Source organism: Aquitalea sp. USM4, from assembly GCF_004328945.1.
Classification (GTDB): Bacteria; Pseudomonadota; Gammaproteobacteria; order Burkholderiales; family Chromobacteriaceae; genus Aquitalea; species Aquitalea pelogenes.
Genome location: NZ_CP029539.1, coordinates 2,221,424 through 2,235,578, shown reverse-complemented (window position 1 = coordinate 2,235,578; position 14,155 = coordinate 2,221,424). Strand labels below are relative to the sequence as shown.

General features: G+C 61.8%; 9 protein-coding genes. 5 read left to right on the top strand and 4 right to left on the bottom strand.

Annotated elements, in window-relative coordinates:
- A complete protein-coding gene (locus DKK66_RS10395; protein ID WP_131357801.1) occupies positions 1-2,205 on the bottom strand; it encodes a bifunctional (p)ppGpp synthetase/guanosine-3',5'-bis(diphosphate) 3'-pyrophosphohydrolase in 2,205 nt (734 codons plus the stop codon).
- A 54-nt stretch (positions 2,206-2,259) separates the two neighbouring features.
- A complete protein-coding gene (gene mutY / locus DKK66_RS10390; RefSeq protein ID WP_370302420.1) occupies positions 2,260-3,300 on the bottom strand; it encodes an A/G-specific adenine glycosylase in 1,041 nt (346 codons plus the stop codon).
- Positions 3,301-3,430: 130 nt separating this feature from the next.
- On the opposite strand from mutY, the gene DKK66_RS20735 reads away from it, so the two are divergent.
- Complete coding sequence (locus DKK66_RS20735; RefSeq protein ID WP_131357798.1) at positions 3,431-6,166, top strand: THUMP domain-containing protein; 2,736 nt, start codon at positions 3,431-3,433, stop codon at positions 6,164-6,166.
- A gap of 293 nt (positions 6,167-6,459) precedes the next feature.
- On the top strand, positions 6,460-7,065 hold the full coding sequence (locus tag DKK66_RS10380; protein ID WP_045846629.1) for a MarC family protein: 606 nt from the start codon (positions 6,460-6,462) through the stop codon (positions 7,063-7,065).
- A 45-nt stretch (positions 7,066-7,110) separates the two neighbouring features.
- Here DKK66_RS10380 and DKK66_RS10375 read toward each other — a convergent pair whose 3' ends face one another.
- Positions 7,111-8,001 (bottom strand): DNA-binding protein, encoded by an 891-nt coding sequence (locus DKK66_RS10375; RefSeq protein ID WP_165494152.1) that lies wholly within the window; start codon positions 7,999-8,001, stop codon positions 7,111-7,113.
- 396 nt (positions 8,002-8,397) lie between these two features.
- Here DKK66_RS10375 and DKK66_RS10370 point away from each other — a divergent pair, with 396 nt between their 5' ends.
- Positions 8,398-9,696, top strand: a complete 1,299-nt coding sequence (locus DKK66_RS10370; protein WP_045846630.1) for a dicarboxylate/amino acid:cation symporter — start codon at positions 8,398-8,400, stop codon at positions 9,694-9,696.
- A 34-nt stretch (positions 9,697-9,730) separates the two neighbouring features.
- On the opposite strand, the gene DKK66_RS10365 is transcribed toward DKK66_RS10370, so the two are convergent.
- A complete protein-coding gene (locus DKK66_RS10365; RefSeq protein ID WP_131357792.1) occupies positions 9,731-10,648 on the bottom strand; it encodes a LysR family transcriptional regulator in 918 nt (305 codons plus the stop codon).
- Positions 10,649-10,775: 127 nt separating this feature from the next.
- Between DKK66_RS10365 and DKK66_RS10360 the strand changes: the two genes are divergently transcribed.
- Entirely contained in the window at positions 10,776-11,165 is a 390-nt protein-coding gene (locus DKK66_RS10360; protein WP_131357789.1) for a DoxX family protein, read from the top strand.
- A gap of 429 nt (positions 11,166-11,594) precedes the next feature.
- On the top strand, positions 11,595-14,108 hold the full coding sequence (gene ptsP, locus DKK66_RS10355) for a phosphoenolpyruvate--protein phosphotransferase (protein WP_131357786.1): 2,514 nt from the start codon (positions 11,595-11,597) through the stop codon (positions 14,106-14,108).
- Positions 14,109-14,155: the final 47 nt, after the last annotated feature.

Genomic DNA, 14,155 nt, shown 5'->3' with positions numbered 1-14,155 from the left:
TTACACCCGACGCGCATCGGTGACGCCAGGCAACTCCATCATGCGCGCCAGCACGCGGCTGATGTCCTGTACCTGGCGCACTTCCACGGTGAAGCGCATCTTGGCACGCATATCGCGCGACAGGGTGTGGACGGCAATCAGGTTGAGCTTTTCGCGGGACAGCACGTCGGAAATATCGCGCAGCAGACCACCACGATCCAGCGACACCACCTCGATATCAATCGGAAACACGCTACTTTTCTGATCGCCCCAGCCTGCAGCAATCAGCCGTTCCGGCACATCGGCCGACAGGCGCTTGAGCGTGAGGCAATTGGTGCGGTGAATGGAAATGCCACGGCCCTTGGTGACGAAACCGACCACGGCATCCGGCGGTGCCGGCTTGCAGCACTTGGCCAGTACCGTCATCAGGTTGTCCACCCCTTCAATCAGGATGCCGCCCGCATCATGGCCGCCCTTGCTGGCGCGGATGATGCTTTCCGGCTCCACATCTGCCGGAGGCGGCGGGGCAAAGCTGGCAATGGCATTGGCGACCGCACGGACGCTGAGTTCACCATGCCCCATCGCGCCGTACACTTCGTCCAGCTTGGCGTAACCCAGTTTTTCCGCCAGCAGGGTGAGGTTGGGTTGTTGATGCGGGTGGCGGGCCAGTTCGCGCTCAAACAATTGCTTGCCGGTTTCGCGCACCGTGTCCGCATTCTGCATGCGGATGTACTGGCGGATCTTGGAGATGGCGCGGTGGCTTTTCACCCAGCCATCGTGCAGCCAGTTGACCGAAGGTCCGCCTTCCTTGGCGGTCAGCACTTCCACCCGCTGGCCGTTTTGCAGCGGGGTGGACAGGGGCACGATCTGCCCTTCCACCTTGGCACCCCGGCAGCGATTGCCAAGGCCGGTATGAATGGCGTAGGCAAAGTCGATGGGGGTGGCGCCATGTGGCAGCGCCAGCACCCGGCCTTGCGGGGTCAGTACGTAGATGGTGTCGGAGAACAGCTCGGTCTTGAAGGCTTCGGCCAGGCCTTCGCGGTCGGACATTTCCTCGCGCCAGTCCAGCAATTGGCGCAGCCAGGAAATCTTTTCCTCGTACTGCGCATCGCCCTTGCCGCCTTCCTTGTAGCGCCAGTGCGCGGCCACGCCGAATTCGGCATGTTCGTGCATTTCGAAGGTACGGATCTGCACCTCCAGCGCCTTGTCCTCCGGGCCGATCACCGCGGTGTGCAGGCTGCGGTAATTATTGGCCTTGGGGTGGGAAATGTAGTCGTCGAACTCGCCGGGAATCGGCTGCCACATGCCGTGGATGATGCCCAGCGCGGTGTAGCAATCCGGCAGTTTTTCCACCAGGATGCGCACGGCGCGGATGTCGTACAGCTCGGTAAAGTCGAGCTTTTTCTTTTTCATCTTCTTCCAGATGGAGAAGATGTGCTTGGGCCGCCCGGCCACTTCGGCCTTGACCCCGGCAGCCTTGAGTTCGGCGCGCAGGGTATCCAGCACCCGGTCGATATAATCGATGCGCTCCAGCCGGCGCTCGTCCAGCAGCCTGGCAATTTTCTTGTAGCTGTCCGGTTCGGTGTGGCGGAAGCCCAGGTCTTCCAGCTCCCACTTGATCTGCCACACACCCAGGCGGTTGGCCAGCGGGGCAAACAGGTCCAGCGTTTCGGTGGCGATGGCGCGCCGCACCGCTTCGTCATGCACATGGGGCAGGTAATGCATGGTCTGGGTACGCCAGGCCAGCTTGATCAGCACCACGCGGATATCCGCCACCATGGCCAGCAGCATCTTGCGCATGGTTTCCGCCTGGCGGGCACGTTCTTCCGGGGTTTCCAGCTTGTCGATGCGCGCCAGCTCGGTAATGCGGCGCACGCCGCCCACGCCATCCACCAGCACGGTGACGGTCTGGCCGAAATTCTCGGTCATCCACCCTTGCCAGTCGGGCTTGTGATCCGGCACGGCAAACAGCAGGGTGGCGACAATGGCGTCGGTCAGCAGGTTAAGGTCGGCCACAATGGCCGCGGCGGACACCGCATGGCTGAACAGGTCCTCGCCGGTGCTCACCAGCCCCTTGCCGCGATACAGCTCGCGCGCGGCTTCAAAGGCACGTGCCAGCAGGCTGGCTTCGGCCTCGGGCAGGGCTGCGGACATCTGTTCCAGCCACCGTTTCGGGTCGGCTGCATCGGCCAGGGTATCGGCCATCGAACGCACTACGGAAACCATATTTCACACCTGGGCAGCAAGGCTGCACGAAAAAAGAATACCAATACGCCGCACTCACGCATTCAAACGCTGCAACAGCCGTTTGACCGGGGCGGGCAATCCGGCCTCCAGTGCCTGCGCCAATGGCAGCCACTGGCCGGCGGAATCCTGTACCCGGGAGCCGGCCAGCGTATCCAGCCGTACCGGCACCGGGGTGATGATCAAGCGAAAATGGGTAAACACATGTTCCAGCTCCGGCCAGGAGGGCAGCACATCACCACTGCCCTGCTCGGCCAGCCAGCTTTCCACCGCCATGGAGTCGGCAAATTCTGGCAGGGATAACAAGCCGCCCCAGATACCCGTAGGCGGCCGGCGCTCCAGCCACACCTTGTCGCCATGCTGTGCCAGCAACATGACGGTGTGACGGGTGGGCACCGCCTTTTTTGGTCGCGGAGTGGGCAACTCATGGGTACGCCCCTGCTGTGCGGCTACACAGCCATCCACCATCGGGCACACGGTACAGGCCGGCTTGCGGCCGCACACGGTGGCACCAAGATCCATCAGGCCCTGGGTGTAAGCAGTCATCTGGGCAGCGTCAGCCGGCAGCAAGGATTCTGCCAGCGTCCACAGCCGGTTTTCCACTGCCTTCTCACCGGGAAAACCACTGATGCCGAAGCAGCGCGTCAAGACGCGTTTGACATTACCGTCCAGAATGGTTTCCCGCTGGCCAAAGGCAAAGGCTGCAATTGCGGCAGCAGTAGAGCGCCCGACACCAGGCAGCCGCTGGATGTCCTCGCGCTGTTGCGGGAACCGTCCGCCAAATTCATCCATCACCATGCGGGCGGCCTTGTGCAGATTGCGCGCCCGGCTGTAATAGCCAAGGCCGCTCCACAAGGCCAGCACCTCATCGACAGACGCGGCCGCCAGGCTGGCCACGTCAGGGAATTGCTGCAGGAAGCGGGCGTAATAGCCCAGCACCGCAGTCACCTGCGTTTGCTGCAACATGATCTCGGACAGCCATACCCGGTATGGGTCACTCACCTGCCAGGGCAGATCGTGCCGGCCGTGCTGTTCCTGCCAAGCCACCAGACGGGTGGCAAATGAATCCTGCAACATGGCAAAGCCGCGCCAAAACAAAAGGGAACCGGACATGCTACCTGAAAGGCGGAGCAGCACCAAGCAGTGCGCCTGCAAATAAGGTAAAATGGAAGATTGCTTAAAGCTTGCTTATTTGAAGGATGTACCCATGGCCACTTTCCGTTCACGCCAGCGCGCCAATCTGCGCCGCGATGTCAGCAGCAGCGACACCTCCTCCGCTCAGCCTGCCGCTGGTAGTGCCGCCGCACCCGCCGATGGCACGGCCAAGGGACCCATCATCCAGAAAAAGGCACCGTCAGCCGACGGCCCGCGCGATCCTTACTCCTCGCGCCGTCCGGCAGCAGGCCAGCCGCCACGCCAGGGAGAACAGCGCCGTTTCGATGCCCGTGACGGCGAACGCAAGCCATTCAACCGTGACGACCGCGAGCGCAAGCCTTACCCGCCGCGCGATGGTGAGCCGCGCCGTTTCGATGCCCGTGACGGCGAGCGCAAACCGTTCAACCGTGACGACCGCGAACGCAAGCCCTATCCGCCACGCGACGGTGAGCCGCGCCGTTTCGAGCCACGTGATGGCGAGCCGCGCCGTTTCGAGCCGCGTGATGGCGATCGCAAACCGTTCAACCGTGACGACCGTGAGCGCAAGCCCTACCCGCCGCGCGATGGTGAGCCGCGCCGTTTCGATGCCCGTGACGGTGAACGCAAGCCATTCAACCGTGACGACCGTGAACGCAAGCCCTACCCGCCGCGCGAGCGTGACGCCTCGGCCCCGCGCAGCCTGCATCCGGCCGATAGCCGTGGCGATCTGCATGAATCGCGCCGTCCGGAAGGCGAGCGCAGCTATCAGCGTGACCGTGGCCCGTCCGGCCGCAAACCGCTGAACAGCCAGCCGGATCGCCAGATCGAACACAAACCTCATGTGCCGCGTCATGTGGAACGCGACACACCAGCGGCGGCACCGACCATTCCGGCGGCAGAGCAAGGCCCGCGCAAGCTGTTCTCCAAGCCGGCCGAGCGCCGTGAAGACAGCGCGCCGCGAGATAACCGCTTCCGCCGTGACGAGCCGCCACGGGAACAGGCTCCGCGCCGTTTCGAGCGCAATGATGCCGCCCGTCACTACGATCCGGAAATCCTGCCGGCACCGACTGCTGAACGGGAAAACCGCTTCCGCCGCGACGAACCCGCGCAGCAAAATGCACCACGCAAGCTGTTCGCGAAGCCGGCCGAACGACGGGAAGACAGCGCGCCGCGTGATAACCGCTTCCGCCGTGACGAGCAGCCGCGCGAGCAAGCCCCGCGCCGCGTGGAACGCAATGATGCGGCCAGCTATTACGACCCGGAAATCCTGCCGGCACCGGCTGCTGAACGGGAAAACCGCTTCCGCCGCGACGAACCGGTGCAGGAAAACGCACCACGCAAGCTGTTCTCCAAACCGGCAGATCGCCGGGAAGACAGCGCACCGCGTGAGCGTTTCCAGCGCGAGGACAGCCCGCGTCGCGATGCCCGTCATGAGCGCAGCTGGGAACCGCGCGAGCGCGGCAACTCCCCGGCCAGCCTCAAGCCCTTCGACAACAAACACCGCATGGAGCGCGACCCGCGCCAGCACGATAGCCGCCAAGCTAGAAGTACCGACAAACCGGCATGGAACGACAAGCTGGCCGCGCAAGCGGTGTATGCGCTGACCGGCCTGCGCGACAAGCAACTGGCCTTGTTCGCTCCCTGCCCGCGCGGCCTGGAAATGACGCTGGTGGCCGAACTGAACGCACTGGGTGCCAACGATGTCAGCAAGGTGGACGGCGGGGTAGCCTTCCGTGGCGACGCCGACATCATGATGAAGGCCAACCTCTACAGCCGCACCGCCAGCCGTGTGCTGTTGAAGCTGGCCGAAGGCGGTTACCAGCAAGAAAGCGATATCTACCAGCTGGCCATGCAGATCGACTGGCCGCGCTGGTTCGATGTATCGCGCAGCATCAAGGTAAAAACCGATGCCATCGGCGCACAGCTGCGCAGCCTGGATTTTGTCTCGCTCAAGGTGAAAGACGCCGTGTGCGACCGCTTCCGTCAGGCCAATGCCGGTCGCCCCAATGTGGACACCCGCACGCCGGACATGCGCATCCACGCCTTCCTCACCCGCGACCATGCCACCATTTATCTGGATACCAGCGGCGAACCGCTGTTCAAGCGCGGCTGGCGTGAAGAAACCGGTGAAGCCCCGCTGCGGGAAAACCTGGCAGCCGGCATTCTGCTGATTGCCGGTTACGATGGCAGCCAGCCTTTGCTGGACCCGATGTGCGGCAGCGGCACCTTCCTGGTGGAAGCGGCCGACATCGCACTCAAACGCGCGCCGGGTCGCAACCGCCGCTTTGGTTTCCAACGCCTGCGCGAATTTGACGCCCTGTCCTGGGAAGCGCTGCTGAGCGAAGCGCGCGCGGCAGAACTGCCGGTGCGCAATCTGGCCATCAAGGGCAGCGACCGCGCCCGCAACATGCTGCCGGTAGCCCGTGCCAACCTGCAACGCGCCGGTCTGGCCGATGCCATCGAGCTGCAGGCACAAGACGTGCTGCAAGCACGCCCGTTTGCCGATAGCGGCTTCATTGTCACCAACCCGCCTTATGGCGTGCGTATGGACGAGCAGGACGCGCTGGCCGAGCTGTACCCGCAGCTGGGTGACTGGCTGAAGGCGCACTTTGCCGGCTGGACTGCCCACTTCTTTACCGGCGATTTGCGCCTGTCCGACCTGATTCACCTGTCGGTCAAGCGCCGCACCCCGCTGTTCAACGGCTCGCTGCCCTGCCGTCTGTTTGCCATCCCCATGGTGGCAGGCAGCGCTCGCCGGGAAAAGCCGGCGGCAGGTGACGAAGCAAACGGCGTTGCCGACGCCGAATAAACTGCGATCGCCAAATCTGACAAGCCGCTTCTCGCGTTCTCCAGTCTCTGCGATTGGCAGGGCAAGCGCGTGGAGCAGGCCAAGCGATGGGAAGGCTGTAGACGAATTAACTTAGTCGAACGGCCCGGCGGTGCCGGGCCCTGTGCAATGTCACCAGTTACTTTGTCAGCAGCCTGACAAGCCCGGCATTCCCGGGCTTGTTTGCTTTACTGCCCGCATCCCTTTGCAGGCAGCAACTAAAATAAAATCTGCCGCCGGCAGAATGTTTCACTGACCAACACGTCGACACCACCATGCAAACTTCTTTCATTTCCGCCACGGTCTTGCTGATCCTGATTACCGATCCGCTCGGCAATATTCCGCTGTTCATCTCCGCACTCAAACAAGTCAAACCGGAGCGCCGCAAGAAAGTGGTGTACCGCGAATGCCTGATCGCTTTTCTGGTGCTGCTGACTTTCATGTTTTTCGGGCGGAATTTTCTGGACGTGATGCACCTGACCGATCAGTCCATGCAGGTGGCGGGCGGGGTAATCCTGTTCCTGATTGCGCTGAAAATGATTTTCCCCAGCGAGGGCGGCAGCGTGTTTGGCAGCGACAAGATGCACGGCGAGCCCTTCATCGTGCCGATTGCCATTCCGCTGATTGCCGGCCCTTCGGCCATGGCCACGGTATTGCTGATGTCCACCCGCGAACCGGCGCGCATGCTGGAATGGATAGGCGCGCTCACCATCTGCATGCTGGTGACTACCGTGGTGTTCCTGTTTTCCGGGCGCTTGCAAAAGCTGCTGGGGGAGCAGGCCATTACTGCACTGGAACGCCTGATGGGACTGGTGCTGACCGCGATTTCGATTGAAATGCTATTGGGCGGGGTGGCGTCTTATATTCGCCAGTTTCATTGAGTGGCAAGAAGCGCTGGTGCCACCAACGGGCACCAGTTCTTGTTCTCAGCGTGAACGGACGATCAGGTCAGCCGCACGCGAGGAAGTGGTCAAGCGGTTGCTAACCGACTGGCCATAGGCTGCTGCGGCTTCGAGTTCAGCGGTTTCCTTCACATCGGCCACCGCTTCCTGCGCACTGGCGGGGGATGCCGGGTTTCCGCCACTAGCAGATTGCAACTGCTGACGCAGACTGGCCACGGCACGATGTGCACTTTCCTTGTCGGAACGCTGCACCCGCAGCTCTTCTTGCAACTCTGCCTGCTGCTTGCGCAAGTTGTCGCACTCCTTGCGCAACTCGTCACATTGCTGACGCAGCGCGCGTACATCGTCGTAGGATTGCGCCAGCTTGTCGTGGGTTTCACCCAGCTCGCGCTCCACTGCCACCAGCCGCGACTCGGTTTCTCCCAGTCGATTGGCAGACTCATCCAGCCGTGGTGCCGCGCGCTCCAGCTCCTGTTGCTGGCGGGCATTGAGTGCCAGCACCATGCTCAGTTGCTGACTGGTGGCTTCCAGTTCGGCAGCCTGCCGCTCGAAGGCTTCGGCCAACTCGGCGCGCAGCGCATCCAGCTCTTCACGCTCGGTTTGCCAGCCTGCCTGGGCAGCTCGCAGATGCTGATTGGCAAATTGCTGGGCATGCTGCCAGACGGCATCAATTGCTGCCAGGCCAGCCTCTTCGACCGGCGTGGGCAGCTTGCTACCCAGTGGCGCGGGGCTGACCGGCTGAATCTTGCGCCATTCCTTGAGCACCAGACTGGCCACATTCATGTCGACATTGGCACATTTGCGAACCTCATCCAGCGCGGGCAGTGCGTGGTAGCCTGACTTGGCATACAGCTCGGTAGCAACGCGATGGATACGCTCGCGTACTTCGGCAGGAATCGTGTCGGCCTTTACCATGAAATCATCCTTTAACGGTCTGCGGACAACAGTCCACCGATAACACCAGCATTCATTCATCAAGCCTGCTTGCGGCACAGTGCAGCAAATTACAAGCTGTCCGCCATCCCTTCGTTCCGGTCAGGCGAAATGCTGATAAAGGGAAGATTCTTTCCTGCTCACGCCAAATGAACAATCCGAAAAAGCTGTCATAAGTGACGGCAGCGTGCGCATTAGTTGCAAGAATTTTCTGAACTTCCAAACACCCTGCACATGAATCTGCATTTTCCGCTACAGCTTAGGGATATCAGCAATTAGCCAAAAACCCAGCGCTTGCTAGGATGTGCCCAACAACAGGATCCATCAGGATCCGGAACAACGCTCAACCTCTGAATATCCGAGAACAAGAGACCAGACATGCAAGCCAAAACACCGCTCCACTCGCGCCTGTATTTCCAGGTGCTGGTTGCCATCTCCATCGGCGTACTGATGGGGGCTTTCTATCCGGAAGCCGCCGCCAAGATGAAGCCGCTGGGTGATGCATTCATCAAGCTGATCAAGATGATGATCGCCCCCATCATTTTCTCCACCGTGGTGGTGGGCATTGCCAAGATGGGCGACATGAAGGAAGTGGGCCGCGTCGGCGTCAAGGCGCTGTTTTACTTTGAAGTCGTGACTACGCTGGCACTGGTGATTGGCCTGGTGGTGGTGAATCTGCTGCAGCCCGGTGCCGGCCTGAATGTGGACCCGCACACGCTGGATGCCAAGTCGGTGGCCAAGTTTGCCGCCGGTGCCAAGGACATGAATACCGTCGACTTCCTGCTGCACATCATCCCGGATACCGTGGTGGGCGCGTTTGCCACCGGTGAAATCCTGCAGGTATTGCTGTTCTCGGTATTGCTGGGCCTGGCACTCACCCGCATGGGCAGCAGCGGCAAGACCGTGATTTCCATGCTGGACGAGTTCTCGCATGCGCTGTTCGGCGTGATCAACATGCTGATGAAGCTGGCCCCGATCGGTGCGTTCGGTGCCATGGCCTTCACCATTGGCAAATACGGTGTGGGTTCGCTCAAACAGCTGGGCTTCCTGATGGCCTGCGTTTACCTCACCTGCTTTGCCTTCGTCTTCATCGTGCTGGGCGCCATCGCCCGCTTCAACGGCTTCAGTATTTTCAAGTTCCTGGCCTTCATCAAGGAAGAAATCGTGCTGGTGCTGGGTACGTCTTCGTCCGAATCCGCCCTGCCGGGCATGATGAAGAAGATGGAACACCTGGGCTGCGCCAAACCGGTGGTGGGCATGGTGATTCCGACCGGTTACTCCTTCAATCTGGACGGTACTTCCATCTACCTGACCATGGCAGCCATCTTTATTGCCCAGGCTACCAATGTGCAGCTGAGCCTGGGTGAAGAGCTGGGCATCATCGGCGTATTGCTGCTCACTTCCAAGGGCGCTGCAGCCGTTACCGGCGGCGGTTTCATCACCCTGGCAGCCACGCTGGCCACACTGGGCGGCAAGCTGCCGGTGGAAGGCCTGGCGCTGCTGATTGGTGTGGACCGTTTCATGTCCGAAGCGCGCGCCATCACCAACCTGATCGGCAATGGCGTGGCCACCGTGGTGGTAGCCAAGTGGGAAAAGGCGCTGGATACCGACCGCATGCAGCGCGTGCTGAATGGTGAAGTGCTGCCAGAGCCGGATGCAGCACCCGCCAAGCACTGATTAATGTTGTACCTCGTTCGACCTTTCAGTCAGCTTATGGCCCGTCATACGACGGGCTGTTTTTTTGCTGGGCAAAGAAGTCGACCAGAAAATCCACAAATACCCTTACCTTGCCCGGCACATGGCGACGAATCGGGTACACGGCGGATACGTCCAGGCAGGACCAGCGGTAGTCATCCAGAATGGTTTGTAGCTGTCCGGACTCCAGCGCTTGCTGTAGCAGGAATTCCGGCTGGCGGGTGATACCCATGCCATGGACGGCGGCGTCGGTGAGGATGTCGCCATTATTGGCGCGCAGGCTGCCCTTGATACGCACCTTGCCCGGCTGGCCATCCGGCCCCTGGTATTCCCACAAATGGGGCTGGTTGATCAGGGTGTAGATCAGGCAGTCATGCTGGGCCAGTTCGTCCGGATGCTGCGGCACGCCGTGGCGCAACAGATAGTCCGGTGACGCGCACAGACGGTCTCGCACCTTGGCCAGTGGCCGGGCAATCAGGCTGGAATCGTCCAGATTGGACACGCGGATTGCCAGGTCAAAGCCTTCATCCACCAGATCCACCTTGCGGTCATTCAGCGACAGTTCCACCTCCACCTGCGGATGCTGGCGCTGGAAGCCGGCAATCGCCCGTCCCAGAAAGCGCATGCCGAAAGAAACCGGTGCCGTCACCCGCAAGCGGCCGCTGGCCTTGCTGGCTCCTTGCGACAGCAGCGCGTCCAGGTCTTCCAGTTCGGCCAGCAATGCGCCGCCTTGCGCCAGATAGGTTTCACCCGCCTCGGTCAGCGACAGGCGACGGGTGGTACGATGCATCAGCCGCACGCCCAGCCGGGCCTCCAGTGCCGACACCAGCTTGGTTACCATGGCACGCGACAGGTCCAGCCTGTCGGCTGCAGCGGCAAAGCTGCCTTGCTCGGCCACGGTGACAAAGGCACGGATTTCCGAGAATCTGTCCATACAATTTCCAATTAGTAAATAATTTCTTCATTTATAGCATGTTTATCAAGCGATAAGTGCATGGTCAAATACTCCCACTGCCACCGCCCATCCACACACGGGCTTTAACCGCTACAGGAGTCTTGCCATGAACACCACCTCTCCCGCACTTTCCGCCCTGATTCTGCGCGTATCCCTGGGCCTGATGTATCTGGCACATGGTGCTACCAAGCTGTTTGTCTTCGGCCCGGCCGGTACTGCCCAGTTCTTTTCCAGCCTCGGCCTGCCCGGCTTTGTCGGCTATCTGTCCATGGCCGCTGAAATCGGTGGTGGCCTGCTGCTGATCCTGGGACTGAAAGCACGCTGGGTTGCCCTGGCGCTGGTGCCGCTGCTGGCCGGCACCATCGTACTGGTGCATGGTGCCAATGGCTGGATGTTCACCAATCAGGGCGGCGGCTGGGAATATTCGGCCTTCCTGATCACCAGCTCGCTGGCACTGTTCTTTTTGGGTGAACCTGCTAGGCGTCAACAGCAGTAAACCCATCTCTCCCATCTCTCACGCGGCACGCCAGCTCTGGCGGGCCGCGTTTTTGCGTTCCGTCCCGGTCACTGCGGCCTTGCCAGCCCACGCCATCCCGCTATGCTGAACGCATGGCTGCCATACTCAGCCGGACATCGCGGTTCAGGGGTGTGGCACTGAGGTTGCACTCACCCGCCATTTTGTTGACGGCCATCAAGCCAGTTTCACATCCTTGCTGTAGCTAAATTACAATATTGGCATGATGCAGACAGTTGCAAACTGCCTACACATTCAGCAGAAAACCGGGTTTAATCCTGCAATAACAACATTCTTGCGTTTAACAGGCTGATTAGGCACTTGCCTTACGCGCCGAGTTGCGGCTTAATCCTGCCCCAACAATCGCTCGTAATAAAATAACTGTTGCAATCAACTCCTGAGGAGTTTCACATGGGCTCTCCCGCGCCACGACTGGACATTCTCGCCCCCCTTTCCGGGTGGCTGGTCGCTCTGGATACCGTCCCCGACCCGGTTTTCGCCGGCAAAATGGTGGGTGACGGCATTTCCCTGGACCCGACCTCCTGCTCGCTGCTGGCTCCGGTCAGCGGTACTGTAAGCAATATTCATACTGCGCATCATGCACTGACCATCACCTCGGACAATGGCGTCGAAGTGCTGGTGCACATCGGCATCGACACCGTCATGCTCAAGGGCGAAGGCTTTGTGCCGCTGGTGGAGCAAGGCCAGCAGGTGAAGGCCGGTCAGGCCTTGATCGACTTCGACCTCGACCTGGTCGCCTGCACCGCCCCCAGCCTGCTCACCCAGATCATCATCACCAATGGTGAAATAGTGGAGAAGCTCACCTGCGCCAGCGGTCTGGTCGAAGCAGGCAAGAGCATCATCATGACGCTGGACCTGCAAGGCAGCGCTGAAGCCGCCAGCCAGGCCGAAGGCGAAACCCTGAGTTCGGAAACCATCACTCTGACCAACCCGGCCGGCCTGCATGCCCGTCCGGCTGCGGTATTTGCCAGCGCCGCCAAACGCTTTGCCGCGGATATCCAGCTGCAACTGGGCGACAAGGTGGCCAATGCCAAATCCGTGGTCGGCATCATGGGCCTGGCTACCGTAAATGGCGATCAGGTGCGGGTACTGGCCACCGGGCCGGATGCCGCCGCTGCCATTGCCGAACTGTCCCAACTGCTGCTGGACCGCTGCGGCGAGAGCCTGGACGAAGCGCCGGCCGCAGCTGCCCCGGCTGCTGCCCAGCCAGTGCAACAGGACAGCGCTGGCGTACTGGCTGGCGTAGGTGCTTCGCCCGGCATCGCCATTGGCCGCATCTTCCACCACCGCCTGCAAGAGTTTGACGTGGTGGAAGCCGGTGCCGCTGGCGTGGTGGAGCAGCAAAACTTCACCCGTGCAACCGAAGAAGCTGCCGAGCAGATTGAAACCATCAAGGCCCAGCTGCAAGACCAGGCCAAGCGCGCCATCCTGTCCATGCATCAGGAGCTGCTGCAAGACCCGGACCTGCTGGCCCTGACCTATGCAGGCCTTGCCGATGGCAAATCCGCCGCCTGGGCCTGGCGTGCCGCCTTCAGCGCCTACTCTGCCCGTCTGGAAGCGCAGGACAACGCCCTGCTGCGTGAGCGTGCCAACGACATCCGCGATGTAGGCCGCCGCGTGCTAGCCTTGCTGGCTGGCGTCAAGCAAGCCGAGCTGGACGTACCGGCCGGTTCCATCCTGATTGCCGAAGACCTGGCACCGTCCGATACTGCTGCGCTGGACCCGGGCAAGGTACTGGGGTTCTGCACCCGCACCGGCGGAGCCACCAGCCATGTGGCCATTCTGGCCCGCTCGCTGGGCATTCCGGCCATTTGCGGCATCTCGCAAGCTGCGCTGGCTCTGCAAGATGGCCGTGAAGTGATTCTGGACGGCACCGCCGGTACCCTGAACATTGCCCCCACCGCCACCGAGAAGGCCGAGGCGGAAGCCGCCATCGCCCGTCTGGCTGAACGTCGCGCCGCCGAACAGGCCATGTCGCAACAGCCGGGCCAGACCAGCGATGGCAGCCGTATCGAAGTAGTGGCCAATATCCGCAATGCCGCCGATGCCCGTGACGCCGTGAAAGCCGGTGCCGAAGGCGTGGGCCTGTTGCGCTCGGAATTCCTGTTCGATAACCGCGACACCGCACCGTCCGAAGCCGAACAGGCTGCCGAATACTGCGCGGTGGCCCGCGAGCTGGGCAGCGATCGCCCGCTGGTAGTGCGCACGCTGGACGTAGGTGGCGACAAGCCGCTGTCCTACCTGCCGCTGCCCAAGGAAGACAACCCCTTCCTCGGCCTGCGCGGCATCCGCGTCAGCCTGGATCGCCCCGATCTGCTGCGCACCCAGTTGCGTGCCATTCTGCAAGCTGCCCCACTCACCCGCCTGCACATCATGTTCCCCATGGTGGCGTCCCTGGACGAGCTGCGCGCCGCCAAGGCCATTCTGGCCGAAGAGCAGGCCAGCAGCGGCCATGCCGACGTCAAGGTAGGCATCATGGTTGAAGTACCGTCTGCCGCCATCCTGGCTGCGCGTTTTGCGCCGGAAGTGGATTTCTTCTCCATCGGCACCAACGACCTCACCCAGTACGTACTGGCGATGGACCGTGGCCATCCGCAACTGGCCAAGCAGGCCGATGCATTGCATCCGGGCGTGCTGGCCATGATTGCCATGACTTGCGACGGCGCCCGTGCCCACGGCAAGTGGGTGGGTGTGTGTGGTGGCCTGGCGTCCGACGAACGTGCGGCCCCGGTGCTGGTCGGCCTGGGCGTGACCGAGCTGTCGGTCAGCACACCGGCCGTGGCCAGCGTCAAGGCCACACTGGCGCGCTGGAGCATGGACGAATGCCGTACGCTGGCCCAGCAGGTGCTGGCACTGGGCACGGTGGCCGAAGTGCGCGCCCATCTGGCACAACAGGCGCGCTAAGCGCGACGAACCTGCCGTCCGGCTTTGCCCGGACGGTGCTGGCTCCT

Coding starts and splice junctions, on each gene's coding strand:
- DKK66_RS10395 (WP_131357801.1), bottom strand. CDS start 2,205: ATGGTTTCCGTAGTGCGTTCGATGGCCGATACCCTGGCCGATGCAGCC.
- mutY (WP_370302420.1), bottom strand. CDS start 3,300: ATGTTGCAGGATTCATTTGCCACCCGTCTGGTGGCTTGGCAGGAACAG.
- DKK66_RS20735 (WP_131357798.1), top strand. CDS start 3,431: ATGGCCACTTTCCGTTCACGCCAGCGCGCCAATCTGCGCCGCGATGTC.
- DKK66_RS10380 (WP_045846629.1), top strand. CDS start 6,460: ATGCAAACTTCTTTCATTTCCGCCACGGTCTTGCTGATCCTGATTACC.
- DKK66_RS10375 (WP_165494152.1), bottom strand. CDS start 8,001: ATGGTAAAGGCCGACACGATTCCTGCCGAAGTACGCGAGCGTATCCAT.
- DKK66_RS10370 (WP_045846630.1), top strand. CDS start 8,398: ATGCAAGCCAAAACACCGCTCCACTCGCGCCTGTATTTCCAGGTGCTG.
- DKK66_RS10365 (WP_131357792.1), bottom strand. CDS start 10,648: ATGGACAGATTCTCGGAAATCCGTGCCTTTGTCACCGTGGCCGAGCAA.
- DKK66_RS10360 (WP_131357789.1), top strand. CDS start 10,776: ATGAACACCACCTCTCCCGCACTTTCCGCCCTGATTCTGCGCGTATCC.
- ptsP (WP_131357786.1), top strand. CDS start 11,595: ATGGGCTCTCCCGCGCCACGACTGGACATTCTCGCCCCCCTTTCCGGG.